This window comes from Sinomonas sp. P10A9, assembly GCF_041022165.1.
Taxonomy (GTDB): Bacteria; Actinomycetota; Actinomycetes; order Actinomycetales; family Micrococcaceae; genus Sinomonas; species Sinomonas puerhi.
In genome coordinates this window covers 78,839-103,005 of record NZ_CP163302.1, presented here as the reverse complement: position 1 = coordinate 103,005, position 24,167 = coordinate 78,839, and the positions used below count along the sequence as shown (strand labels likewise).

The 24,167-nt window shown below is 69.4% G+C and carries 21 protein-coding genes; 6 read left to right on the top strand and 15 right to left on the bottom strand.

Annotated elements, in window-relative coordinates:
* Window positions 1-43: 43 nt before the first annotated feature.
* The 3 genes from AB5L97_RS00490 to AB5L97_RS00480 all read right to left on the bottom strand — a co-directional run bounded on the left by AB5L97_RS00490 (window position 44) and on the right by AB5L97_RS00480 (window position 3,670).
* Window positions 44-781, bottom strand: coding sequence for an SDR family NAD(P)-dependent oxidoreductase (locus AB5L97_RS00490; protein ID WP_369046054.1), 738 nt, complete (start codon window positions 779-781; stop codon window positions 44-46).
* Between the two features lie 3 nt (window positions 782-784).
* Complete coding sequence (locus AB5L97_RS00485; protein WP_369046053.1) at window positions 785-1,828, bottom strand: NAD(P)-dependent alcohol dehydrogenase; 1,044 nt, start codon at window positions 1,826-1,828, stop codon at window positions 785-787.
* A 78-nt stretch (window positions 1,829-1,906) separates the two neighbouring features.
* Complete coding sequence (locus AB5L97_RS00480; RefSeq protein ID WP_369046052.1) at window positions 1,907-3,670, bottom strand: glycoside hydrolase family 15 protein; 1,764 nt, start codon at window positions 3,668-3,670, stop codon at window positions 1,907-1,909.
* 163 nt (window positions 3,671-3,833) lie between these two features.
* Between AB5L97_RS00480 and AB5L97_RS00475 the strand changes: the two genes are divergently transcribed.
* Window positions 3,834-4,850, top strand: a complete 1,017-nt coding sequence (locus AB5L97_RS00475) for an SDR family oxidoreductase (protein WP_307958115.1) — start codon at window positions 3,834-3,836, stop codon at window positions 4,848-4,850.
* The gene (locus AB5L97_RS00470; protein ID WP_369046051.1) at window positions 4,847-5,164 is read left to right on the top strand and encodes a hypothetical protein; all 318 of its coding nucleotides are present in this window, start codon (window positions 4,847-4,849) and stop codon (window positions 5,162-5,164) included. The genes AB5L97_RS00475 and AB5L97_RS00470 overlap by 4 nt, the downstream gene beginning before the upstream one ends.
* A gap of 19 nt (window positions 5,165-5,183) precedes the next feature.
* Here the strand turns inward: AB5L97_RS00470 and AB5L97_RS00465 are convergent, their stop codons facing one another.
* Complete coding sequence (locus tag AB5L97_RS00465; RefSeq protein WP_369046050.1) at window positions 5,184-6,272, bottom strand: LacI family DNA-binding transcriptional regulator; 1,089 nt, start codon at window positions 6,270-6,272, stop codon at window positions 5,184-5,186.
* A 185-nt stretch (window positions 6,273-6,457) separates the two neighbouring features.
* Here AB5L97_RS00465 and AB5L97_RS00460 point away from each other — a divergent pair, with 185 nt between their 5' ends.
* From AB5L97_RS00460 to AB5L97_RS00450, 3 genes are read left to right on the top strand one after another with little or no spacing between them, the layout of a single operon-like run.
* The gene (locus AB5L97_RS00460) at window positions 6,458-7,594 is read left to right on the top strand and encodes a Gfo/Idh/MocA family protein (RefSeq protein ID WP_369047487.1); all 1,137 of its coding nucleotides are present in this window, start codon (window positions 6,458-6,460) and stop codon (window positions 7,592-7,594) included.
* Window positions 7,595-7,626: 32 nt separating this feature from the next.
* Complete coding sequence (locus tag AB5L97_RS00455) at window positions 7,627-8,865, top strand: dihydrodipicolinate synthase family protein (protein ID WP_369047486.1); 1,239 nt, start codon at window positions 7,627-7,629, stop codon at window positions 8,863-8,865.
* The gene (locus tag AB5L97_RS00450; RefSeq protein WP_369046049.1) at window positions 8,862-9,734 is read left to right on the top strand and encodes a sugar phosphate isomerase/epimerase family protein; all 873 of its coding nucleotides are present in this window, start codon (window positions 8,862-8,864) and stop codon (window positions 9,732-9,734) included. The genes AB5L97_RS00455 and AB5L97_RS00450 overlap by 4 nt, the downstream gene beginning before the upstream one ends.
* Here the strand turns inward: AB5L97_RS00450 and AB5L97_RS00445 are convergent, their stop codons facing one another.
* Window positions 9,735-10,634 carry a LysR family transcriptional regulator ArgP gene (locus tag AB5L97_RS00445; protein WP_369046048.1) on the bottom strand — a complete coding sequence of 300 codons (900 nt, stop codon included), beginning with the start codon at window positions 10,632-10,634 and terminating at the stop codon, window positions 9,735-9,737. It lies immediately after the preceding gene.
* Window positions 10,635-10,703: 69 nt separating this feature from the next.
* Between AB5L97_RS00445 and AB5L97_RS00440 the strand changes: the two genes are divergently transcribed.
* Window positions 10,704-11,309 carry a LysE/ArgO family amino acid transporter gene (locus AB5L97_RS00440; protein WP_369046047.1) on the top strand — a complete coding sequence of 202 codons (606 nt, stop codon included), beginning with the start codon at window positions 10,704-10,706 and terminating at the stop codon, window positions 11,307-11,309.
* A gap of 37 nt (window positions 11,310-11,346) precedes the next feature.
* Here the strand turns inward: AB5L97_RS00440 and pip are convergent, their stop codons facing one another.
* The 10 genes from pip to AB5L97_RS00390 form a co-directional block, all read right to left on the bottom strand.
* Entirely contained in the window at window positions 11,347-12,306 is a 960-nt protein-coding gene (gene pip / locus AB5L97_RS00435; RefSeq protein WP_369046046.1) for a prolyl aminopeptidase, read from the bottom strand.
* 148 nt (window positions 12,307-12,454) lie between these two features.
* Window positions 12,455-13,888, bottom strand: coding sequence for a DUF4041 domain-containing protein (locus AB5L97_RS00430; RefSeq protein WP_369046045.1), 1,434 nt, complete (start codon window positions 13,886-13,888; stop codon window positions 12,455-12,457).
* A complete protein-coding gene (locus tag AB5L97_RS00425; RefSeq protein WP_369046044.1) occupies window positions 13,885-15,132 on the bottom strand; it encodes a hypothetical protein in 1,248 nt (415 codons plus the stop codon). The genes AB5L97_RS00430 and AB5L97_RS00425 overlap by 4 nt, the downstream gene beginning before the upstream one ends.
* A gap of 1,911 nt (window positions 15,133-17,043) precedes the next feature.
* Window positions 17,044-18,048, bottom strand: coding sequence for a sugar phosphate isomerase/epimerase family protein (locus AB5L97_RS00420; RefSeq protein WP_369046043.1), 1,005 nt, complete (start codon window positions 18,046-18,048; stop codon window positions 17,044-17,046).
* Between the two features lie 23 nt (window positions 18,049-18,071).
* Complete coding sequence (locus AB5L97_RS00415; protein ID WP_307958105.1) at window positions 18,072-18,401, bottom strand: putative quinol monooxygenase; 330 nt, start codon at window positions 18,399-18,401, stop codon at window positions 18,072-18,074.
* 65 nt (window positions 18,402-18,466) lie between these two features.
* Window positions 18,467-19,648 (bottom strand): Gfo/Idh/MocA family protein, encoded by a 1,182-nt coding sequence (locus AB5L97_RS00410; protein WP_369046042.1) that lies wholly within the window; start codon window positions 19,646-19,648, stop codon window positions 18,467-18,469.
* A gap of 23 nt (window positions 19,649-19,671) precedes the next feature.
* Window positions 19,672-20,493, bottom strand: coding sequence for a sugar phosphate isomerase/epimerase family protein (locus AB5L97_RS00405; RefSeq protein WP_369046041.1), 822 nt, complete (start codon window positions 20,491-20,493; stop codon window positions 19,672-19,674).
* Between the two features lie 12 nt (window positions 20,494-20,505).
* Window positions 20,506-21,627 carry a Gfo/Idh/MocA family protein gene (locus tag AB5L97_RS00400; RefSeq protein WP_369046040.1) on the bottom strand — a complete coding sequence of 374 codons (1,122 nt, stop codon included), beginning with the start codon at window positions 21,625-21,627 and terminating at the stop codon, window positions 20,506-20,508.
* Window positions 21,628-21,629: 2 nt separating this feature from the next.
* Window positions 21,630-22,616: an ABC transporter permease gene (locus tag AB5L97_RS00395; RefSeq protein WP_369046039.1), complete on the bottom strand. Its 987-nt coding sequence runs from the start codon at window positions 22,614-22,616 to the stop codon at window positions 21,630-21,632.
* Window position 22,617: 1 nt separating this feature from the next.
* Complete coding sequence (locus AB5L97_RS00390) at window positions 22,618-24,123, bottom strand: sugar ABC transporter ATP-binding protein (protein ID WP_369046038.1); 1,506 nt, start codon at window positions 24,121-24,123, stop codon at window positions 22,618-22,620.
* Window positions 24,124-24,167: the final 44 nt, after the last annotated feature.

Here is a 24,167-nt window from a genome sequence, read left to right as displayed (position 1 = left end):
TCGCTCGTAGTGCTCGGTCCAGCCTAGACGCGGAGTCTCCGTGTCATCCCGCATCGGCGAGCGCGATCCCCGTTTCCTCGGCCAAGGCCCGCAGCAGCTGCTCCTGGAAGGCCTCGTCGTGGACCGCGGGATGAGGATCGCGCCTGCTCTGGTGGTACCAGTACCCGCCGGTGGTCTGCGCTTCCGGGTCGTCGCTCGTCGCGAGCCACTCCTGGGTGCGGTGGCCGAGCTCCAGGTCGTCCGGGGCGTGGGGGCCGCCCATCTTCGTGGGCACCCACCCGGGGTCGACGGCGTTGCTCAGCACCGCCGGACGCAGGCGCGCCACCGCGGCCGCGAGTGCGGTCAGGAAGAGCTTGCTGTCCGAGTACGACCCAGCCCTCGTGCCGCGCCAGTCGACCCCAGCGAGCGAAGGGTGCCCGCCGAAATGCGAGCCGCTGCTGAGGTAGACGAGGCGACGCGGTGCCGGCAGCAGGGCCGTGAGCAGGTAGGGGGCCACGACGTTCACCGGCATCACGGCCGTCCCGCTCCACACCCCCGCGTTGTGGATCACCGCGTCGAGCGGGGCACCCTCGGCCAGCTGGTCCGCCAGCCCCAGCACGTCGTCGCGCTCTCCGAGGTCCGCCACGACGACGTGCGCACCGCGATCGACGAGAGGCGCCAAGCTCGCCGCCCGCCCCGAGTTCCTCGCATGCAGCACGACGTCGTGTCCCGCAGAGAGCAGCGCCTCGCCGGCGGCCCGGCCCAGTCCGTCCGCAGAGCCGGTGATCAGGATCCGGCTCACGGCCTACGCGAACGTGGCCGCGTCGATGACGAACCGGTACCGCACGTCCGAGGAGAGGACCCGCTTCCACGCCTCGTTGATGTAGGAGGCATCGATGAGCTCGGTATCGGGGCTGACCCCGTGCTCGGCGCAGAAGTCGAGCATCTCCTGAGTCTCGCGGATGCCGCCGATCCCCGAACCGGCGAACGAGCGCCGGTTGCTGAACAGCGTGAACACCCTGAGGGGCAAAGGCTCCGCCGGGGCGCCCACGTTGACCATCGTGCCGTTGCGGCGCAGGAGCCCGAGGTGCGCGCCGAGGTCGATCGGGGCCGAGACGGTGTTGACGATCAGGTCGAAGCTGCTCTTGAGCTTCTCGAACGTCTCCGGGTCGCCGGTCGCGAAGTAGTGGTCCGCGCCGAGGCGCAGGGCGTCGTCCTTCTTCGACAGGCTCCGGGAGAGCGCGGTGACCTCCGCGCCCATCGCGTGGGCGAGCTTGACCGCCATGTGGCCCAGTCCGCCGACGCCGACCACGGCAACCTTCTTCCCGGGACCGGCCTCCCAGTGGCGCAGCGGCGAGTAGGTCGTGATCCCGGCGCACAGGAGCGGCGCCGCCGTTGCGAGATCGAGAGCCTCGGGGATGCGGAGCACGAAGTCCTCGTCCACGACCACGTGCGTCGAGTAGCCGCCCTGGGTGATGGTGCCGTCCGCATCGACACTGCCGTAGGTCCCGGTGTTGCCGTTGAGGCAGTACTGCTCCTCGCTGGCGAGGCAGTTCTCGCACTCGCGGCAGGAGTTGACCATGCAGCCGACGCCGACCCGGTCGCCGACGGCGTGCCGGCTCACGTCCGCGCCGACCTCGGCGACGATCCCCGCGATCTCGTGCCCGACGACGAGCGGGTGCTTGATCGGGCCCCACTCCCCGCGGACGGTGTGGATGTCGGAATGGCAGATCCCGGAGTACTTGATCTCGATCAGCACGTCCTTCGGGCCCAGATCACGCCGGGTGATGGTCACCGGCTCCAGGGGAGCATCGGAGGACGAGGCTGCGTAGGCGTTGACAGTCAGCAAAAGGGTGTCTCCTTGGGTGGTGTGTCGTGCACTGCGTCGTCGAGCCTACGGCGGGCGCTCGGGCTCTGGGAGTCCCTGTCAGTACACCCCTCGGCCGGGCTCGCCGGCCAACCGGCGTGCGGTCTCGATCATCGCGGCGTGGACGAAGGCCTGCGGGAAGTTCCCGCGCAGCTGCCGCTGCTCGACGTCGTACTCCTCGGTGAACATCCCCGGACTCCCGCAGGCCGCGCGGTTGCGCTCGAACCAGCGGGCGGCCTCGACGGCGTCACCGCTCTCGTGGAGCGTCATGGCCAGATCGAACCCGCACAGGAGGAAAGCGCCCTCGGATCGGCCGAGGGGCCGCTCGTCCTGCCGGAAGCGGTAGAGATACCCGTCCCCTGCAAGGTCCCCGCGGATCGCGGCGAGCGTGGCCACTGAGCGGGGATCCTGCGGAGTGAGCGCGCCGCGCAGCACGGGCCGCAGGAGCGCCGCGTCGACCCGCTCGTCGTCCGGGGAGCGCTGCCATCGCCCGCTCGGGTGGAGGCAGTCCTTGGCCACGTCCGCGATGAGCTGATCGGCGCGTGAGGTCCAGGCGGCCCCTTGGTGGGCCGGAGCGTAGCGGCCGAGGGACCGCAGCCCGGCGGCGCAGATGAGCCGCGAGTGCGCCCAGTGCTCCGGCGGGAGTTCCCAGATGCCCGCGTCAGGCTCGCCGTGCCGCTCGGCAATGGCCTCGACCGCGATCTCCGCAGCCCTCCAGTGCTCGAGGTCGAGCCGGTCGTGCTCGGCCGCGGCGGCGAACAGCAGGAGGGCCTCGCCGAACGCGTCGAGCTGGAACTGCCCGTTGACCCAGTTGCCCGCCGTACCCGATCCTCCCGGATACCCCGGCAGGCCGACGTCGTGCTCGTCGGGGACCCGCCCGCCGTCGACCGTGTAGGCGGGACGCATCTTCGGCCCGTCGTCGAGGAGCCTCGCTGCGACGAAACGGACCGCGTCGTCCAAGAGCGGGAACTCGCCGCATGAGGCCACGGCGAGGCCAGCGAAGCACTGATCCCGTATCCACGCGTAGCGGTAGTCGTAGTTCCGGTTCTGCTCCGCCCGCTCCGGCAGGCCCATCGTCGCGGCCGCAACCATGGCACCCCCACCACCGGTGAGCCCGCGGAGGACGGCGTAGGACTGCCGCGCGTCGTCGGGCGCGATCGTGTCCGCGAACCGCGGAACGTCGCGGTCCCAGGCATGCTCGGTCGCGAGCCAGGCCTCGTCAGGCTGGACGGGGTCGGGGAGCCCGATATCGGAGACCTCGAGGACGAGGTCGTGGTAGTGGCCTTCCGGAAGCCGGAGGGTGAACTCGAGCGCGCCGCCTGCCGTCTCAGGGTCGCGTGCGCCGGTGAGCCTGATCCTCACGGGGCCGCTGCGCGCCGTCCAGCGCCCGCCGTCGTCCTCGTGGAGGCTCGTCATGCGGTGGCGTCCGAAGCCCGCCCGGACGTCGACGACGACACGCACCTCCGCCGGCCCGTCGACCGCCCTGACCCTTCGCAGGAGGACGGCCCGGTGCGGATCGCCGGGGTGGGCCAGCGCCTCCCGGCACTCGATGGTGCCGCTGCCCGTGATCCACCGGCTGACCCAGATGAGCGTTCCGTCCTCATACTGGCCGCCCCACACGAACCTGGGATCGGCGGGCGTCACGGCGAAACAGCCCGGTCCTCCCAGGAGGGACGAGAAGACCGCGTCGTCGTGCCATGCGGGCGCGCACATCCACACGATGTCCCCACGGGGTCCCAGAAGGGCCCCGCGCCGTCCATCGGCGAGCACGGCGTACTCGCGCAGGACGTACGGCGGGAAATCCTCTGCGTCGCGGGACATCATCCCTGCAGGCTAGGGCGGCCGTCCCGTCGGCGCAATGGATCGGCGATCGCATCGCCCAGTCCAATGCGCGGCCGGACGGCGGTGTTTCACGCGCGGCGTCGCGGGTACGAAACCCTTGCTGCCGAAAGCCATCAGTCCCTGCGAGAGCCAAGGAGCAGTCCACATGGGAACAGCACGTCGGGTCGTCGTCGTCACCGGGGCGAGCGGAGGAATCGGCCGAGCGTCGGCCATCGGCTTCGGGCGGGAGGGGGACGCCGTCGCCCTCCTCGCGCGGGGCGAGGATGGCCTCGCAGGGGCCGCCGCGGAGGTCGAGGCGGCAGGCGGACAGGCCCTCGCCGTCCCGGTCGACGTCGCGGACGCCGACGCCGTCGAGGCCGCGGCGGAGCGGGTGGAACGGGAGCTCGGCCCCATCGACGTCTGGGTCAACGTCGCCTTCACCTCGGTGTTCTCGCGCTTCGAGGACATCACCCCGGAGGAGTTCAAGCGCGTGACCGAGGTCAGCTACCTGGGGTTCGTCTACGGGACGATGTCCGCCCTCCGGCGCATGCGGTCCCGCAACCGGGGCACGATCGTGCAGGTCGGCTCTGCCCTCGCCTACCGCGGCATCCCTCTCCAGACGGCGTACTGCGGGGCCAAGCACGCGATCCAGGGCTTCAACGAGGCGCTCCGCACCGAGCTCCTGCATGAGAAGAGCGGCATCCGGACCACGATGGTCCAGATGCCCGCCGTGAACACCCCGCAGTTCTCGTGGGTTCTCTCGAGGCTGCCGCGTCAGGCCCAGCCCGTGCCGCCTATCTACCAGCCCGAGGTGGCGGCCCGCGCCGTCGTCCACGCGGCGGCGCACCCCGGGCGCCGGGAGTACTGGGTCGGCGGGAGCACGGCGGCGACGCTCATCGCGAACGCGGTCATGCCCGGTGTGCTCGACCGCTATCTGGCCAAGACGGGCTTCTCGGCCCAGCAGACTCCGGACCCCCGCGATCCCGATCAGCCTGCCAACCTGTGGGAGCCCGCCGACCGCGCTCGGGACTTCGGAACCCGGGGAATCTTCGACGATAAGGCCTCCCCACGCAGCGCCCAGCTCTACGCCTCCCAGCACCACCGCGTGGTAGCCGGTGCGGGCGTGCTCCTCGCGGGGGCCGTGGTTGCGGCCACTGCACTCGTCCGGAACGGCACGCGGTGAGCCCGCTCGAGCTAGTCCGTGCGGCCTACGGCGCCACCGAGCTCCTCGCGCCCGGGGCAGTCGAGCGGCTGCTCCTCGGGAGCGTGCCCGATGCCCGGGCGCGCACGGTGGTGAGGATCCTCGGCGCTCGGCATCTGGCCCAGGCACTCGTGACCGCCCGAGCCGGAGCGGGGATGCACCGGCTCGGCGGTGCCGTCGACGCGGTCCACGCCCTCACCATGGCCGCGGTCGCGGCCCTCGACCCGAAGCGGCGACGCGCAGCCGCCGTCAATGCGGCACTCGCGCTCGTGTTCGCGGCTGGCGAGTTCCGGTAAGGGGACTCGGCGCCCGCGCTCAGCGGGCTGTGCTCGCCCGCAGGACCACCCGCCCCTCGGCCGGCAGGAGGTCTGCGCCATCGGTTCCGGCGCCGAGTGCCGCCGACGCGGCGTCGTGTCCGATCTGTTCGAGGTCGAGGTGCACGGTGGTGAGCTCGGGAACGAAGTCTGCGAGCGTGTCGATGTCGTCGAAGCCCGCGATGCCGTAATCCGCGGGCGCACCCAGTCCCCGTGCGCGCAGGCCCGCGACGGCACCCATGGCCATGCGGTCGTTGACGGCGAAGACGCACAGCGGATCGCCCTTCTGCCGCGCGAGCGCCTCGAGCTCCTCCCCCGCCCCGTAGCCGCCGCCCCGGTTGAACGCCGCGCGCAGCACCGTGGCCTCCGCGACGCCCGCGTCACGCAGGCCGCGCTGGAATCCATCGAGCCGAAGGTCCGAGGTCTGGAGGCCGCCCGGGCCCGCGACCACGGCGAACCGCGACCAGCCGGCCCCGACCAGCGCACGGGCGAGGTCTGCGGCGAGCGGCCCGTTGGGGATCGCGAGCAGCATCGTCTCCGAGGCTCCCGCGGCGTCGGGCGGACCGGGCGCGGCGGGTGCGCCCTCGCCGTCGTGCGTCTGCGGAATCAGCGGCGAGCCGATCATGACGAGCGTGCCACCGTTCTCCTCGTAGCGCGCGGCCGCGTGAGCGAGGGCGTCGTTGTCGTCGCCGTGCTCGGGCTGGCAGGAGCGGGAGCCCGCGATGACGATCGCGTCGGCGCGCCGGGAGGCCAAGGCCTCGACGGCGACGCGCTCCTCCGCCGGTGTCTCGGTGCTGATGAGCAGGAGGGTCTTGCCCGCCTCGCGCGCCGCGGCCTGGACGCCGCGGGCAATGGAGGAGAAGTAGGGGTCGGCGATGTCATGGACCACGAGCCCGATCAGGCCCGAGCTCGAGCGGGCAAGCGACTGCGCCTGGGCGTTGGGGATGTAGCCGAGGTCGGCGGCGACCGCGCGCACCCGTTCGGCGATCTCCGCGGCGGGCGTACGGGCGGAGCCGTTGAGCACGCGGGACGCCGTGGCCGGCGAGACCCCCGCCTGTCGTGCGACGTCGCTGAGCCTCACGGCGGCCATGGAACCTCCCAGTGGTGGACTACAGCCGATTATGGCATCCCAGCACGATGATTGGAATGCGCTTGCCAATCGGCGTGGCGCGCGCCATAGTGGATATCGGAATGCGCTTTCCATCAGCGTTTGAATGACCACCGAAGGAGGCGGCCTTGACCGCGAACCCCGAGCCGAAGACCCTGCGGATCGCCATGAACGGCATCACCGGCCGAATGGGCTACCGCCAGCACCTGCTGCGCTCCATCCTCCCGATCCGCGATGCCGGCGGCATCCTCCTCGCGGACGGCACCCGCATCCAGGTGGAGCCGATTCTCGTGGGCCGCAACGAGGCGAAGCTGCGCGAGATCGCCGAGGAGCACAAGGTCGCCGAATGGTCCACGGACCTCGACGCCCTCATCGACGACCCGAGCGTGGACATCGTCTTCGACGCCTCCATGACTAGCCTGCGGGCCGAGACGCTGCGCAAGGCGATGCGCGCCGGCAAGCACGTCTTCACCGAGAAGCCCACGGCGGAGACGCTCGAGGAGGCCGTGGAGCTCGCGCGGATCGGCAGGGACGCCGGGGTGACCGCGGGCGTGGTGCATGACAAGCTGTACCTCCCCGGCCTCGTGAAGCTGCGCCGCCTCGTCGACGAGGGATTCTTCGGCCGCATCCTCTCGATCCGCGGCGAGTTCGGCTACTGGGTCTTCGAGGGGGACGTGCAGGCCGCGCAGCGCCCGTCGTGGAACTACCGCAAGCAGGACGGCGGCGGCATGACCACGGACATGTTCTGCCACTGGAACTACGTCCTCGAGGGGATCATCGGCACGGTCAAGAGCGTCAACGCCCTCACCGCCACCCATATCCCGGCGCGCTGGGACGAACAGGGCAACGAGTACGAGGCCACCGCCGACGACGCCGCGTACGGCATCTTCGAGCTCGAGACCCCCGGCGGGGACCCGGTGGTGGGCCAGATCAACTCCTCGTGGGCCGTGCGCGTGTACCGCGACGAGCTCGTCGAGTTCCAGGTGGACGGCACGCACGGCTCCGCGGTCGCCGGCCTGCGCAAGTGCGTCGCCCAGCAGCGCGCCCACACCCCCAAGCCCGTGTGGAACCCGGACCTGCCCGTCACCGAGCCGTTCCGCGAGCAGTGGCTCGACGTCCCCGCGAACGGCGACCTCGACAACGGCTTCAGGCTGCAGTGGGAGGAGTTCCTGCGCGACGTCCTCGCCGGGCGCGAGCACCGCTACGGCCTGCTCTCCGCCGCGCGCGGTGTGCAGCTCGCCGAGCTCGGCCTGCGCTCCAACGACGAGCGCCGCACCGTGGACGTCCCGGAGATCGAGCTGTGAGCGCGCCCGCGCAGGCCGCGCGGCACGCGCAGGTGACGGAGCCGCCGGGGCGTGCGCCCGCCGTCGTGCTTCCCACGCACGACGGCGGCACTCGCCTCCACGAGCTCGCCCCGGCTCGGGTGTGGGCCCGCCCCGAGGCGCCGTTCGCCGCGCGGAAGGTGTACGCGGCGGCGCACGTGATCCCGACGGCCATGGGGAACAACACCCCCGGGGCGCCGGCGGAAATCGACTGGGAGGCCACGCTCGCGTTCCGGCACGAGCTGTGGTCCTACGGGCTCGGCGTCGCGGACGCCATGGACACTGCGCAGCGCGGCATGGGCCTGGACTGGGCCGCGACGCGGGAGCTCATCCGGCGTGTCGGGGCGGAGGCCGCGGCCGTTGCCGCGGCGGGCACCGTTCCGGCGGTGGCCGGGCTCCCGGTGCGCGACCTTGTCGCGTGTGGGGCCGGTACCGACCAGCTCGACGTCACGGAGGTTCCTGCCGGGCCAGCCGGCGTCGAACGCGCCCTGGAGGCGTACCGGGAGCAGCTCGCCGTCGTCGAGGAGGCGGGGCCGAAGGTGATCCTCATGGCGTCGCGGGCCCTCGCGAAGGCCGCTGCCGGGCCCGCGGACTACCTGCGCGTCTACCGCACGTTGATCGAGGAGGCGCGCGAACCGGTGATCCTGCACTGGCTCGGCCCGATGTTCGATCCGGCCCTCGCCGGCTACTGGGGCTCGGACAGCGTTGCGGAGGCCACCGAGACGTTCCTCGAACTCGTGCGCGGGCTGGCCGCCAAGGTGGACGGGGTCAAGGTCTCGCTTTTGGACGCCGAGCACGAGAAGGCGCTGCGCGCGGCGCTTCCCGCGGGCGTCCGGCTCTACACCGGCGACGACTTCAACTATCCCGAGCTCATCGACGGCGACGGCTCGCAGCACTCCGACGCGCTGCTGGGGATCTTCGCGGCGATCTACCCCGCGGCGTCCGCGGCCGTGCAGGCGTACGACTCCGGCGACCCCGCCGCCGCGAGGAGCATCCTCGACTCGACCCGCGAGCTCGGGTTGCACATCTTCAGCGCGCCGACGTTCTACTACAAGACCGGGGTTGCGTTCCTGGCGTGGCTCAACGGGCATCGGGCCGGGTTCCAGATGGTGGGCGGGCTGCAGTCCGGGCGCAGCGTGCCGCATCTCGTGAGGGTGTTCGAGCTAGCCGACGCCGCAGGGCTCCTACTCGATCCCGACCTCGCCGCGCGGCGCATGTCCGCCTTCCTCGACGTGAACGGAGTCCCCCAGTGACCAAGGGCGGCGTGGGCGGGGGCGGGGTAGCCCCCGGCGCCGAGCGGCTCTCGCTCAACACCGCCACCACCAAGAAGTGGACTCTGCGCGAGGCCGTGGACGGCTGCGTCCGGGCCGGGATCGGCGCGATCGGGCCGTGGCGGGACCGCGTCCACGAGGCCGGGCTCTCCGAGGCCGCCGCGATGATCCGGGCCGCCGGGCTCGAGGTGTCCTCGCTGTGCCGCGGCGGCTTCCTGACGGCGGCCGACGCCGAGGGGCAGGCCGCCGCCCTCGCCGACAACCGCGCCGCGGTGCGCGAAGCGGAGGCGCTGGGCACGCGGGACCTCTACCTCGTGGTGGGTGGGCTCACGGGCGGATCGAAGGACGTCGTCGCGGCGCGCCAGCGGATCGCGGACCGGCTCGGGGAGCTCGCACCGTTCGCCCACGAGTACGGCGTCCGGCTCGTCCTCGAGCCGCTGCACCCCATGTATGCCGCGGACCGGGCGCTCGTCTCCACGCTCGGGCAGGCGCTGGACCTCGCGGAGCCGTTCGCGCCGTCCGACGTCGGCGTCGCCGTGGACACGTTCCACGTGTGGTGGGACCCGCAGCTGCGCGAGCAGATCGCGCGGGCCGGCCGTGTGGGGCGTCTGGCCTCCTACCAGGTGTGCGACTTCAACCTGCCGATCGCCGCGGATGCCCTGCTCTCCCGGGGCATGATGGGCGACGGCGTGATCGACTTCCCGACCATCACCACGTGGGTCAGAGAGGCCGGCTACGCCGGGCTCATCGAAGTGGAGATCTTCAACCAGGAGATCTGGGACGGCGACAACGACGCGACGCTCGAGGCCATGAAGGAGCGCTACGCCAAGCTCGTGCTGCCCTTCGCGTGACTACCTCAGCACCCGCGCGGCGCGCACGACGGCGGCACTCACCTCGTCGAGGCCCGGCGAGTCGAGCGTCCAGGACTGCCAGTAGAGCCCGAGGTCCTCGCTCCACGCCGGGTCCAGCTCGACCAGCAGCCCGTCCGGGTCCTGCTGGTCCGGCACCATGCCCCACCCGAGTCCGGCCTGCACGGCCTCGACGTACTGGACCGAGTCCGGGATGAAGTGCTGCGGCGGCGTCGCCTCGGGCGCGACCCGGGCGAGGAGCGCGAGCTGGTGGGAGTCCTTGCGGTCGTACTGCATGACAGGCGCCATCGCGAGCGCCTCTGCCGTCGCCCCGCCGGGGAACCACCGCTGGACGAACGCCGCCGACGCCTTGGCCCGGTACACCATCGTTCCCAGCGGCCGCACGCTGCACCCCTGCACGGGCCGCGGGTCCGCGGTCACGGCACCGACGGCGTCGCCGGAGCGGAGGAGGTCCGCCGTCGCGTGCTCGTCGTCGCGGAGGAGCTCGACGGCGATCCGCCCTCCCAGCGCGACCTCGCGGATCGCGGGCGGGAGCCACGTGGCGATCGAGTCAGCGTTGGCCACGATGGGCACGCGCAGCCGCTCGGCGAGGCCGCCCCCGGAACCCGGCCCGGCGGCGTCGTGCGCCTGGTCGAAGCGGAGGGCGAGGAGCGCCTCGTCGGCGAGCAGGAGCAGCTGGCGGGCCGAGCGCAGGAGCCGCTCCCCCGCCGGGGTCGGCACCACCGGCTTGAGGCGTCGGACGAGCACGCTGCGCACTGAGCGCTCGAGTGCCTTGATCCGCTGGCTCACAGCGGACGGCGTGATGCGCAGGGCGTCGGCCGCGGCCTCGAACGTCTCCTCGTCCACGACGGCGGCGAGCGCCCGCAACTGCTCCAAGTCCATGAAGAGATACTAATGTAGATTCAGATATCGTTAGTTGATCTTCATATCCGAGGTCCGTACCGTCGAAGGATGATCCTCTCCTACCTCGCCGGCCTCGGCGCGAGCCTCGGCCTCATCATCGCGATCGGGGCGCAGAACGCCTATGTGCTCCGGCAGGGCATCAAGCGCGAGTGGATCCTGCCCGTGGTGCTCGTGTGCGCGGCCAGCGACGCGGCGCTCATCTTCTCGGGTGTCGCGGGGATCGGCGCGGCGGTGCAGAGCGCGCCCATGCTGCTGCAGGTGGTGCGGTGGGTCGGCGTGGCGTTCCTCGTGACGTACGGGTTCTTCGCGGCCAAGCGCGCCCTCCGCCCCGGCTCGCTGCGCGCCGCCGAGGGGCGCGGCAACGGGACGGTGTGGGCCGCCGTCGCCACCGTCCTCGCGCTCACGTGGCTCAACCCGCACGTGTACCTCGACACGCTCGTGCTGCTCGGCTCGCTCGCGAATGCCCAGGGCGACGGCCGCTGGGCCTTCGGGTTCGGTGCCGTGACGGCGAGCGCGCTCTGGTTCCCGCTCCTCGGGTACGGCGCGCGGTCCCTGAGCGGGTTCTTCGCACGGCCCGCCGCGTGGCGCTTTCTCGATGGGTTCGTCGCCGTGCTCATGGCGAGCCTCGCCGCGATGCTCGCCTTCGGGGGCTGACGCACGACGGCGCGTGGGCGGCTGGGGCGGCGCGGTTTCAGGGGGTCGTTGCGTTCCCGAGCGTGTCGAACACCCTGACCAGGCGCTCGAGCGTGTCGTCCCACGCTCCGTGGGCATCGGCCTCGACGATCTCCAGCGTGGCCTTGGGCAGGTGTTGCGCGATCTCGTAGGCCGGCCGCAGGGGCGAGGCGATGTCGAGCCGCCCGCGCAGGAAGTACGCGGGGATGCCTCTGATGCGATCGAGGTTTGCCGTGATGGCGTCGTCGGCCTGGAATGCGTGATGGCCGAAGTAGTGGGTCACAAGCCGAGCGAAACCAAGGCGCGCAGAGGGCTCCTGCCATTCCCGGCTCGGAACGACGGGACCCGAGAGGGTCGCGATGCGGTCTTCCCAGGCGCACCATGCCCGAGCGGCCCGATCGCGCACTTCTGCGTCAGGGGAACGCAGCAGTCCGCTCAGGGCCATGGGGATATTGCCGCTGCGCAACTCAGGCGGGATCACGCTGAGGAGTTCGTCGAACTCCTTCGGGTAGATCTCGCCCATGACGTGGGTGAGCCAGTGGACCTCTCTGGCACGGGTCGTCACGAGCGCCCAGAGCACCAGCTCGGAGACGCGGTCGGGGTGCTGGACGGCGTAGCTGAGCCCGAGGGTGGATCCCCAGGAAGCGCCGAACAGGAGCCATCTGTCGATTCCCAAGAGGTCCCGCAGGGCCTCGATGTCCGCGATGAGATGCGCCGTCGTGTTGTTCTCGAGGGCCGCGAGGTCGTCGCGGGCATTGGGCGTGCTGCGGCCGCATCCCCGTTGGTCGAACATCACCACCCGGTAGCGGGAAGGGTCGAAGAACTGCCGCCACCACGGGCTGGCGCCCGAGCCCGGGCCGCCGTGGAGCACGAGCGCGGGTTTGCCGTCGGGGCTGCCGTAGGCCTCCCAGTAGACCCGGTGCCCGTCGCCTGTCGCCATCATCCCCGCGTCGTGCGGCTCGCCAATCGGGTAGCTCACGGTCAGCAGCCTACGTCGCGCTCTGGACCGTTCCCGGTTTGGCGGACACAGTCTGGGGAGTGGACGGGAGAGACGGCGAGCCGAACGCGAGGCGGGCTACGTCGCCTACTGCTGAGAGCACGGCACGGTGTGTCCGTGCGCGCGGGAACTAGTCGTGTGATCTTTCGAACGAGAGGCGGCCGTCATCGGTCTGTAGTGGCACGTCTAGGCCATGACGCTCGGTGGGCCACGAGCCAAGGGATTGAAAGTACTCGGTTGCCTCTGCCTCTTCGGTGAATTCGAGGAGATTGCCGACCTTGCTCGTCAGGACGTCACGTACCTCGGCGGGTGTGGCAAAGAAGAACTCCTTCCTGAGGTTGGCCTGGTTGAGTGCGCGGTCTGCGAAGTGGCGGTGGAGTTCGGCTTCGAGGGTGACGGCGTCTTCGGAGAAGTAGATGGTGTGGATGTCGAAGCGGAACGGGACGGAGGCTCCGCTGAGCTCACTGACGCGATCGGCGGGGTCAAGCCGGCGGGTCAGACCGATCTTCACCACTCCCATGCCGAAGGCCCCCCGGTTGGAGATCACGTAGACATAGCCCGCGCGGATGTTGGCCGCACGGTAGTCGTTATCGGCGATCGCCTTGTCGATGTCGGCGAGCCGCTGGATGAGATCTGGGTTGGTGGTCCCGGCGGCGTTGAGGGTCTCGAGGGTCTGCAGGAGCAGCGCGCGTTCCTTGTCGAGTCGGGCCCGTTCCTCGGCGAGCTCCCTCTCTACGCGTCTTTCCTCACGGAGCCGAGCTCGTTCTTCCCGCTCCCGCTCCTTCTCCTCCTGCTTCATCATCAGCCAGTCGGCCGTGAGCTCGATCTCCTCGATGCGGAGGGAGTGGTAGGCGTCGCTGATGCGCATCTGCATCATCGCTCCCAGGCGGGCGATCGCGGTGCGAGAGGCCTCGATCCTTCGCTTGGCAGTCAGGACGTTGCCGGCCTTCAATGTGCGGATGCTGTTGTCGGATTCGGCGTTGTAGGCACGGAGCATCAGCTTGGCCAGGTCGGCGGACATCTTCCGACCCTTGGCCAAGGAGTTGTCGAAGGTGAACATATTCGACGTCTCGATTGCGTGGCCGTCGCGGATCAGCGCTGCGGTGCGGGATTCGACGTCTTGGAGTCGTTGGAGGTACGCCGCGGCATTCTCGAGGGGGTGGTGATAGCGGTAGATGCCGACCTCTTGAAGCAACTTCTGGTCATCGAGCTGGAGGACCCCTCCAGCCCCCACCACAGCATCCTCGAGCAGCCGGCGGAGCCTGGCGTTCTCGACCTCGAGCGCTTCAAGTCTCGCCAGCGGCTGCCCGTCCTCAGGAGCGGTGGGCTTGGCAGCCTGTGGTGCTTCCAGAACGGGCTCAGGCCCGGGCTTCGGATCAGGCGTGGCAGAGGGAGCCTCGGCGGTTGCGCCCTCGGCGGCCTCTCCCTCTGGGACCCAGAGCTGCCAGCCCGGGGGCGGTGCTGGCCAGGAGCTGGGCGGCTTCCACCCCGCAGGGGGCGTCCAGCCCGCACGGGCGGGAGGCCACCCGGGAGCGGGGTTGAACCGCAGCCTGCCCGTACTCACGATCTGCGCACGCCGGCGGGATCCACCGCGACAAGCGTCGCGGGGCTCTTCGACACAGCCGCCCCGAGGTGCTGCAGCGTGGCGGAAGGGACCACGCCAGAGAGGTCGAATTCCAGAAACGTCTCCCGGGGCGAGGTCACGGCGACGAGCGGAATGAAGGTGCTGCGTCCTGTCGCGGGGTCCTTGGTCTGGGGGCCGACCTGCAGGGAGATCGCTTGGATGATCCCCTGACGGTCGGACTCGAAGATCTCGTGCAGGGACCTGATCGCGACCTGGTGCAGCGCGGAGGCGTACCGGTTTCCTGCTTCCGTCTTGGACAGCTGGGCCTCGGTGATCTCGTCGCTGGCCTTCACGTACCTGTAGGCCTTCACCGTCCGGACGCGGTTTGGTGCCGGCACGGCGACCGTGAGCATCAGCTCGGCCGTGGCGGGGTCGAACTGGGCCTCGTGCTGGACCGGGAAGTGGTCCGGGTAGAGCGAGTTCGCCAGGACGATGCCGACGTATTCCTCCACCGCGTCAGCTGCCCCGTAGCCGAGACCGGCCTCGAGATCGTCGATGGAGGCGTTGTGTTCGGCGACCTCGTTCTCACGTTCCCTGCAGTCCGCCTCATAGCGGGAGGTCTCAGCCTTGAGCTGCTTGAGCCTCTTCTGCTCGAAGGCGGCGTGTGTGGCCTTGAGCGCGGCTTCCTGTGCGGGGATCGAGTCACGGTACGCCATCCAGTCCTGCATGGCCTGCTGGTACTCGGCCTGAGCCTGCTGCTTGGCAGTCTCGAGCTTCTTCTTCCGCCCGAACAGCCCCGATGGAGGCTGGGGTTCACGCCGGATCGGTGCCGGAGGAACTTCGATGGGTCCAGGGGCAGGGTTCGGGCGTTCCAGCTCGGGGTGCGGGAACGGCGGGTGCTGCACCGACCTCTTGAGCAACTGCAGGTCAACCCAGTCGTCCGACTCCAGGGTGGCGGCCAGGATCCCGTCGATCTGCGCGTACTCGCCGGCCAGGCCCGCGTTGAGCCTCTCGACCTCAGCCTGCATGGCCTCGACGTGAGCCGCTAGGGCCTCCTTCGCGAGCCGCTTGCGCTCGGCCTCAGATGCACGCTCCGCAGCTGCAGCCGCCCGAGCAGCCGCAGCCCGCGCCCGCTCCACCCGGACCTGCGCGGCCGCTGCAGCACGCTGGGCCGCGCTCTCCCGCTGCTGGGCCAACCGCTGCTGATGCTGAATCTCTGCAAGGAACCCGCGACGCCGCGCCATTCCATCAACCCCCAAATACCGAACGGACCAAAGATCACTCTAGGACGTTGGGCTGCGGAACTGATGAAGCTGGCGCGTTCCAAAGGTCGTTTCTCCACAGGGTGCAGCTCCGGGGCGCGCTGCCCGTCGCCTGCCCGCTCTGTGAGGGCCGAGAGCGGGAGGTCGAGGTCCTCGGCGGTCTTGACGTCGGCAAGGTGACCATCGGCGTTGGCCGTGCCACCCTCTTCAGTTGTCTCAAATAGAAGCCCGGCTGCGCCACGAACTCGCCGCCCCCGATCCATTTCCTCCGCATGTATGGCGCGGTGCAGCCCCCGGCGACAGCACCGGCGCTGTCAATCATCTCTGGGTTCATCCGGCCCGGCCTTTGCCAAAGCTCTCTGCTGGGAACGAGGCCGGTGGACCTCATCTGACTACGGACGGCACCTGGATCTGGCAGTGGACCTCCGGGGCAGGTCATGCGCGCGGGCTGGCGCTGTGCGCGTGACTAGCACGGCTCCCGCGCCGGTGAACCGCCCCTCCTGGCCGTGCGGCACCTTCTTTCTTGAGTCGCTTGGGGAGGCAGATTCCGTCGAGGCACCTTTCTGAGACACCGGGGGTCCAGAGGCGGTCTGCCCCTGAGACAGGTCTGTGCGGGACCGCGCCAGCGTCTCGGAAAGCTGTAGCTTTGCAGAACAGTCGGCTGGCGCACCGCCATCGTTCATTTCATCGATCCGGGTGTACGCTCCGCCGCATGCCTGGGACAACGGGACCGCGCCGCGCAGCGCCGAAGGTGCCATCACGGACCGGCTCACCGACAGCGTCGTGCGGTTGCGAACCAGAAGGCGAGTCTCCAAGCAATCTCTGAGGGGACTGCCTGCTGTCTGGCGACTAGGCTTCCCGCTGAACGCCGGTGGAGTTGCAGGTGAATCGAGGCTATAACATTCCGCTTTCCGCGGGACGGGCCGAACCGGTCGGCGCGATATGGGTTCGTCGTGGGTGCGGGTCATGGGATGAGCGCGATACGTGCTGAAGATCGACAGTCGTATCCGGGGTAACTGGGTACCGAGAGTGGGCGATGAGGCGACAGCGAAGCTGATAAGAGGCGTGCATGCCCCGGCTGGTCCAGTTAGCCTCGGCCGCCGTCACGGTCATCCTGTCGGTGGCGTCTATGGTCGACCCCTCGGGACTCGGTCCTGTCGGCGGCCCTCTTCGACTGTCCTTGGCCGTCCTGGCCGTCCTGGGTGTCCTGGTGATCCTATTCGGAGTTGCGCTTCCGGGGCTGCGTGCCGTTCGTTGGAACAAGAGAGCCGCTATCGCCGCCCTTAATCATCTGCGGGCCACGGACCACCCAAACCTGTCGAGGCTCCCGTTCTCAGCGCTCAAGAGCCCCCAGGCGTTCGACTCCTATATGTCCACCGTTGCTGCTCCATAAGGGGCAGCCCCGGTGAGGCATCCCCAAACGGGCAGCCGGACCGCCACTTAGCGATCCCAGAACCACGCCATATAGCGCTGCGATCCACACCCTTGGAATCCGCATCGCCCCAAGAATCCCAGTTGTCTGTCTCAGGAACCATCGAATCCGGGACTGAACCTACCGGCGCCCATGAGTGATCTGCCGATGGGCACTCTGCCAATAGGCGGCAGGAAAGCCCCCACATATGCGGGCGGTAAGTCTGGTTGAGCTTCATGAAACTGGGCGCCAGTCGGCCCATGCCTCGTAAGAGTCGCGCTTGTAGAAGACCCTGCGGATCCCAGTGAATGGCTGGACCCGCAGAACCGTTCCGGTCGCCGAGATCTCCCCAACGACGCCGGTGCAAACGGTCCTGCCATGCAGGCGCAACTCGATCGTCTGTCCGCATAGCTTGGACCAGTCATCCACACGCGTCAGCATCCTTCTCCCCGCACCTTGTCCGAGTCGTCACCCCTCCGAGGTCAGTCTTGGTTGCTGAAGGCGGCGTCGAAGGAGGCGGTGGCGGGGGCGAAGTCGAACTTCTTCAGGGCGGCGAGGGCTTCGGGGGCGCCCACGAGGCGGTCCATGCCGGCGTCCTCCCATTCGACGGAGATGGGCCCGTCGTAGCCGATCGCGGTCAGGGCGCGGAAGCAGTCCTCCCAGGGGACGTCGCCGCGCCCGGCGGAGACGAAGTCCCAGCCGCGGTGCGGGTCGCCCCAGGGCAGGTGGGAGGAGAGGATGCCGGCGCGGCCGTTGCCCATGCGGATGCGGGTGTCCTTGCAGTCCACGTGGTAGATCCTCTCGGCGAAGTCGGTGATGAACGCGACCGGATCGAGTCCCTGCCACATCATGTGGGAGGGGTCCCAGTTCAGGCCGAACGCGGGCCGGTGTCCGATTGCCTCGAGCGCGCGCTTCGTGGACCAGTAGTCGTAGGCGATCTCGGAGGGGTGGACCTCGTGGGCGAACCGGACCCCGCACTCGTCGAAGACGTCCAGGATGGGGTTCCAGCGGTCGGCGAAGTCCTGGTAGCCGGCGTCGATGACGGAGGCGGGCACGGGCGGGAACATGGCCACGTACTGCCAGATGCCCGATCCGGTGAACCCGACGACGGTCCTGACCCCGAGGGCCCTGGCCAGGCGGGCGGTGTCCTTGAGCTCCTCGGCGGCGCGCGTGCGGACGCCCTCGGGGTCGCCGTCGCCCCACACGGCGGAGCCCACGATCGCCTGGTGGCGGAAGTCGATCGGGTCGTCGCAGACGGCCTGGCCCTTGAGGTGGTTCGAGATCGCGAACAGCGCCAGGCCGTGCCTGTCGAGGATGCTGAGGCGTTCGGCGATGTAGGCGGGCTCGTCCCAGCGGGCGGCGTCGAGGTGCTCGCCGGAGACGGCGATCTCGAGGCCGTCGTAGCCCCAGCCGGCCGCGAGCTCGGCGACCTCCTCGAGCTTGAGGTCGGCCCACTGGCCGGTGAACAGGGTGAACGGACGGGGCATGTGATCTCTCCTAGGTCGGGGCTTCAGCCCACGCGGGTGATCGGTGTGACGGTGAACGGCTTGGCGAGCAGGCGTGCAGAAAGGGCAACGAATTCCTGGACGTGGGCCTGCTCGTTGTGGCGTTCGAGGTCGGTCTGGCTGTCCCAGCCCTCGATGAGGATGAACCGCCCATCGACGGCGTACACGCTGTACTCGATGGAGCCTTGGTCCTGGCGGCTCTCCTGCTGGAGCTCGCGGAGGGCGGCGCTGAGTTCCGCGGCACAGTCGGGTCTGGGCGTGAAGACGGGCAGGAGCCATACTTCACGGATCTGCTGTGCCTGCTGCTCTGCTGTAGGTGTGGAACCGGTGGTCATGTTCTCTCCTGAAGGGATGGGGCGGGGGCGGTGCTCCTGGCACCGCCCCCGCCCCTGTGTTCGGCCTAGTCCGCGAGCTCGGCCACTAGGGGGACGTCGACCCAAGCTTCCTTCTCGGCGGATGCGATGATCGCGTCGTCGATTAGTGCGGTCTGGTAGCCATCCCCGAAGTTCGGGCTCACGCTGGTGCCCTCGGCGATGGCCTTGAAGAAGTCGTGCGCCTCGATGATCTTGGTTTCGCCATAGCCGATGCCCAGCGCCGGAATCGGCCACAGGCCCTCTCCATAGGGGTGGGCGGGCCCGGTGTAGACGGTCCGGAAGCCGCGGCGGTCGTCGCCGTCGTTCGCGAAGCAGACCTGGAGTTCGTCCCGGCGTTCGTAGTTGAAGACGATGCTGCCCTCGGTGCCGTGGATTTCGAACGTGATGAAGTTGTTCCGCCCCCAGCCGTTGCGGGTGGCCTCGATGGAGCCGACGGCCCCGTTGGCGAAGCGGACCATAGTCATGACCTCGTCGTCGACGTCCACGTCGCCCCTCGGCCCGTCGCCTCCCAGAACGTTCCCGAGCGCGTCCGCGCCGCCGGACTGCAGAGGTCGGTCAGGGATCCAGGTCGAGAGGATCGAGTTGACGGAGGCGAACTCGCCCACGAGGTAGCGGGCCATGTCGATGACGTGCGTCGCGATGTCGCCCAGCGCCCCGGAGCCGGCTACGGACTTCTGGAAGCGCCACGACAGCGGGGAATTGGGGTCGGCGCTCCAGTCCTGCAGGTAGGTGCCGCGGAAGTTGAGGATGCGGCCGATAGCGCCCTCCTCGATGTACTTCTTGGCCAGGGCCACGGCGGGGGTGCGGCGGTAGTTGAAGGCCACCATGTGCACGATGCCGGCGTCCTTGACCGCGTCGTACATCGCCTTGGACTCCTCGCCGGTGCGGGCGAGAGGCTTCTCGCAGATGATGTGCTTGCCCGCCTGGGCTGCGGCGATCGCGATCTCGGCGTGGAGGTGGTTCGGCGTCGCGATATCGACGACGTCGATCTCTGGGTCCTCGATGATCTGGCGCCAGTCCGAGGTCGACTGCTCGAAGCCGAAGCGCCGGGCGGCCTCCGCAGCGAGGCCTTCATTCGCCTCGGCGATCGTCTTGCGGACAGGCATGGCCGGGGCCGGCCAGAAGAACATGGGCATCGCCGAGTATGCGAGCGAATGGGCCTTGCCCATGAAGCCGCCTCCGATGAGGCCGACGTTGAGATTCTTCATGACGTGTTCCTATTCGATGGGGGTCAGGAATGGAGGAGGGAGTCCAAGTACTTCTTGCTGATCTCGGCGGCGGCGCGGGGGTCTCCGTCGTACTCGTCGAGCTCGACCATGAGCCAGCTGTCGTAGCCGCTCTCCTTGACGGCCTGGACGATGTCCGGGAGGTCGAGCTCGCCTTCACCGAGGGGCAGGAACGTGAACGGGTCCCTTCGGAGGTCTTTCAGGTGCACATGGCGGAGGCGCTCGGGGTATTTGCGGATCATGGCCGCGGGGTCGGCACCGCCGGCGGCCAGATGCGCGGTGTCCGGGCAGAAGCCGATCCTGGTGAGCGACATGAGGCGCTCGAGCTCGTCCGGGCCTTCGACGATGGTGGTGAGGTGCGGGTGGTAGCTGGCGGAGAGGCCGAATCCTTCGGCGATGTCGGCGACCCGGTCGAGGGCTTCGCCGAGGCGCTGGTAGTCCTCGTCCCTGGTTCCCGCGGCGCGCCGCGCGCCGCCGCCGACGACGAGGCGTTCAGCTCCGAACATGGCCGCCAGTTCGGCGGACCGCTGGATGCGGTCCAGCTCGTCGGGCAGGATGTCGGCGTAGATGAAGTTCGCTCCGGTGTAGACGCTCACGAGCGAGACGCCCGCCTCCTGGAGGAGGCCGCGGAGTTCCTCGGGCCGGTCGGCGTACTCGGCGAGGTTGCCGTCGAACATCTCCACGCCCTCGTAGCCGACCGCAGCGATGTCCTTCACGGCCCGGTCCATAGACCCGTGGGTCATGTAGAAGAGGTCCTTGACGCTTGTCACCCCGACCGGGTGCCCGACGACCCCGCCCCAGGTGATGGTGCAGTATCCGAGTTTCATTGGCTGGCCCTTTCAGATGATGGTGGAAACCTTGTCGTAGGCGGGAACGCTGACCCATCCGCCGCCCTGCGCTGAGTCGATGAGCGCCTGGGTGAGCTGCGCCGCGCGTAGCCCGTCGGCGAAGGTGGGCAGCCCGTCGGGGGCCCCGCCGCGCACAGCGTCGTAGACGTCGGCGACGAAGGCGTTGAAGCTGTCCTGATAGCCATGCGGGTGGCCGGCGGGGAGCCTGGCATACCGCCTCCCGGCCTGGGTTGTGAGGGTGTCCGGGCCCACGGCCACACGGGTGGCGGCCGCTGTCCGTCCCAGCCAAAGCGTGTCCGGCTGCTCCTGGTCGAAGCTCAGGGAGGCCTCGGTCCCATCGAAGGAGAACCAGAGCCGGTTCTTCCGGCCAGGGGTGACCTGGCTGACCACGACGGACCCTGCGGCGCCTTGGTCGGTTTCGAACAGCACGCTCGCGCCGTCCTCGGTGGTGACTGGGCTGGGGCCTCCCTCGCCGGACCGCTCGGGGAACGCCTGCGACGTCGATGCGACAAGCCGGGTGATCCGCTGCCCGGTGACGAATTCCATGAGGTCACACCAGTGGACGCCGATGTCGGCGAAGGCCCGGGACGCCCCTCCCCTGGCCGGGTCGACGCGCCAGTTCGTTGCCTGGGGGCTGGCGAGCCAGTCCTGGAGGTAGGAGCCGTGCAGGAGCCAGAGGCGGCCGGCGTCCCCGCGGCGGGCGAGGTCTCGCGCTTCGCGGACGGCAGGGTAGAACCGGTAGACGAACGGCACCGCGGCGACGCTTCGATGGCGCCGGGCCAGGTCTGCAAGCTCCGCGGCATCCTCAACCGAGGTCGCGAGTGGCTTCTCGCACACGACCGCCTTGCCCGCGGCGATAGCGAGCTTCGTGTACTGGGCGTGCGTCGCGTTGGGGGTGCAGATGTGGACGACGTCGATATCGTCGCGCTCGATGAGGGCCTCCGGCGATGCTGCTGCGTGCAGCGCCCCGAGTGCGGGGGCAGCGCGCTCGGCGCTCGCCGTCGTCCGGCCGGCGACGGCGCTCACCGTGCCGCCGGCTGCCCGCACCGCGTGCGCATGGACCTCTCCGATGAATCCCGTGCCGATGATCCCGGAGCGGAGTGCGGCGCCCATGGCTACTTCTTCCGGGCGAGGGCGACGGCCAGGATGATGATCGCCCCGCGCACGACTTGCTGCTGGCTGCTGTCGAGCCCGGCGAGGATGAGGCCGTTGTTGATCAGGCCGATGAGCAGCGAGCCGAACAGCGTTCCGATCACCGTGCCAGAGCCGCCGAACAGGCTGGTCCCTCCGAGGATCACGGCGGCGATCGCCGAGAGCTCGTCCCCCGTGCCCCACTGGAAGCGTCCGGACTGGAGGCGACCTGCGTAAAGCATGCCGGCGATGCTCGCCACGATGCCGGAGATGAGCAGGACCTGGAACTTGATGCGCTTGGTGCTGATGCCGGTGAAGTCCGCTGCTGTGCGGTTGCCGCCCGTCGCGAGGACCTGCCGGCCGAACTTCGTGCGGGACAGCACGACGGCGCCCACCGCCACGAAGAGCGCGGACCACAGGACCAGGCCCGGGACAGGGCCGATGTTGCCGGAGCCGAAGATAATGTTGAAGGTGTCGTCGAGGATCGGCTGAGGGGCCGACGCCGTGATCCACTGCGCGGCCCCGACCGCGATCCCCATCATGCCCAGGGTCACAAGGAACGAGGGGATGCCCAGGAGGCTCACGAGGCCGCCGTTGATGGCCCCGACGATGACGCCCATGGCCAGGCCGGCCAGGATGCCCGGCAGGAGGCCCCAATGGGAGATCGCCATCGCGGTGGCGACGCTCGATAGGCCGGCGGTGGACCCGACGCTGAGGTCGATCTCGGCGCACGAGATGACGTAGGTCATCCCGACGGCGATCACTGTGATGGTCGCGGTCTGCCGGAAGATGTTCAGCAGGTTCACCGCAGACAGGAAGCCCTGGTCGCGCAGGAGGATCGCGAAGAACGCGAACACCACGACGAAGCCGATGTAGATGACGTAGCGACGCCAGTCGAGCTTCCTCAGCGTCTCGCCGAAGCTCGGCGATGCCGCCGTCTCGATGGGGGCTGCGGGGGCTGTCTTGCTCATGTCAGACTCCCTGGACTGCGAGTTGGAGTGATTCCTCGTCGGCTATCTCGCCGCGAGGCAGGTCTTGGATGATGGAGCCTTCCTTGAGGACGAGGACTCGGTCGCTCACCGCAAGAAGTTCGGGGTATTCGGAGGAGATGACGATCACCGCTTTGCCGGTGCTCGCCAGGCCCCGGATCATGTCGAGGATCTCGCTCTTCGTGCCGATGTCGACGCCGGCCGTCGGCTCGTCGAGGATGAGCACCTCAGGGTTGGTGCCCAACCACTTGGCGATGACCACCTTCTGCTGGTTTCCGCCGGAGAGGAGCCTGACGGGGCGGTTCGGGTGGGCGACCTTCACCGCGAGCTTCTCGATGAGCGACGACGAGAGCTTCTTGCCCTCACCGATGTCCAGGAGCGGGCCGCGGCTGATGTTCCCGAGGAGGGGGAGCAGGAGGTTGTCGCGCACGGAGTGGTCCAGGACGAGGCCCTGGGCGCGGCGGTCTTCCGGGATCAGGGCGAGCCCTGCCGCGATCGCCTGCTTGGGCGAGGAGATCGTGACCTTCTTGCCCTTGATGAGGATCTCGCCGCTCGTGGCCTTGTCGATACCGAACAGCGTGCGGGCCAGTTCGGTGCGCCCGCTGCCCATGAGGCCTGCGAGTCCGAGGATCTCCCCGGGCCGCAGCGCGAACGAGACGTCCCGGACTTTGGGTCCGGAGGTGAGCCCGCGGACCTCGAGGAGCGGGACGCCGTCGTGCGTCGCATGCTCACGTTCGCGGTAGGCGAGCTGCCCCTCGATCTTCTTGCCCACGATGCCCTCGACGATCTGCTCGGGCGTCACGCTGGACAGCGGCTCCGTGAGCAGCCGTCGGCCGTCGCGGAGGATCGTGATCCGGTCCGCGATCCGGTACACCTCGTCCATGCGGTGGGAGATGTAGATGATCGAGATGCCGCGGGCCTTGAGCCGATCGATGAGCTCGAAGAGCGCCTCGGTCTCGTGCCTGGCCAGGCTCGCAGTCGGCTCGTCCATGATGAGCACCCTGGCGTTCTGGGACAGTGCCTTGGCGATCTCCGTGAGCTGCCAGTACGCCGTTCCGAGGCGGGAGACCTCGGCTTTGGGATCGACGCGGACCTCCATCTCCTCGAAGATCTGCTTGGCTCGGCGGACGGCCTCGCGGTCATTGATGAGGCCGCCGGCCAGCGGCTCGGAGGCGAGGAAGATGTTCTGCGCGACCGTCAGGCTCGGCACGAGGCTGAATTCCTGGAAGACCATTCCGATCCCGGCGGCCTTCGCCCCCTGGATGGAATTGATGGCTGTCGGCCTCCCGTCGATGAGGATCTCGCCGGCATCTGCCTGGTAGACGCCCTGCAGGATCTTCATGAGGGTGGACTTGCCGGCACCGTTGCCCCCTGCAAGCGCATGGACCTCGCCTCTGCGGACTTCGAAGTCGACCTCCTTCAGGACCGGAACCCCGTTGAAGCCCTTGGAGATGGACCGCATCTCGACGGCATTGTCTGGCGTGTTCATGGGTTGTCCCTCCCGGGCGGGGGCATCAGCCCCCGCCCGACTGC

What these genes read in the sequence shown, in the direction of transcription:
- AB5L97_RS00440 (WP_369046047.1), top strand. Translation starts at nt 10,704, where the DNA reads ATGATCCTCTCCTACCTCGCCGGCCTCGGCGCGAGCCTCGGCCTCATC.
- AB5L97_RS00405 (WP_369046041.1), bottom strand. Translation starts at nt 20,493, where the DNA reads ATGAAACTCGGATACTGCACCATCACCTGGGGCGGGGTCGTCGGGCAC.
- AB5L97_RS00420 (WP_369046043.1), bottom strand. Translation starts at nt 18,048, where the DNA reads ATGCCCCGTCCGTTCACCCTGTTCACCGGCCAGTGGGCCGACCTCAAG.
- AB5L97_RS00390 (WP_369046038.1), bottom strand. Translation starts at nt 24,123, where the DNA reads ATGAACACGCCAGACAATGCCGTCGAGATGCGGTCCATCTCCAAGGGC.
- AB5L97_RS00460 (WP_369047487.1), top strand. Translation starts at nt 6,458, where the DNA reads ATGAACGGCATCACCGGCCGAATGGGCTACCGCCAGCACCTGCTGCGC.
- AB5L97_RS00425 (WP_369046044.1), bottom strand. Translation starts at nt 15,132, where the DNA reads ATGGCGCGGCGTCGCGGGTTCCTTGCAGAGATTCAGCATCAGCAGCGG.
- AB5L97_RS00445 (WP_369046048.1), bottom strand. Translation starts at nt 10,634, where the DNA reads ATGGACTTGGAGCAGTTGCGGGCGCTCGCCGCCGTCGTGGACGAGGAG.
- AB5L97_RS00415 (WP_307958105.1), bottom strand. Translation starts at nt 18,401, where the DNA reads ATGACCACCGGTTCCACACCTACAGCAGAGCAGCAGGCACAGCAGATC.
- AB5L97_RS00465 (WP_369046050.1), bottom strand. Translation starts at nt 6,272, where the DNA reads ATGGCCGCCGTGAGGCTCAGCGACGTCGCACGACAGGCGGGGGTCTCG.
- AB5L97_RS00395 (WP_369046039.1), bottom strand. Translation starts at nt 22,616, where the DNA reads ATGAGCAAGACAGCCCCCGCAGCCCCCATCGAGACGGCGGCATCGCCG.
- AB5L97_RS00400 (WP_369046040.1), bottom strand. Translation starts at nt 21,627, where the DNA reads ATGGGCGCCGCACTCCGCTCCGGGATCATCGGCACGGGATTCATCGGA.
- AB5L97_RS00475 (WP_307958115.1), top strand. Translation starts at nt 3,834, where the DNA reads ATGGGAACAGCACGTCGGGTCGTCGTCGTCACCGGGGCGAGCGGAGGA.
- AB5L97_RS00480 (WP_369046052.1), bottom strand. Translation starts at nt 3,670, where the DNA reads ATGATGTCCCGCGACGCAGAGGATTTCCCGCCGTACGTCCTGCGCGAG.
- AB5L97_RS00410 (WP_369046042.1), bottom strand. Translation starts at nt 19,648, where the DNA reads ATGAAGAATCTCAACGTCGGCCTCATCGGAGGCGGCTTCATGGGCAAG.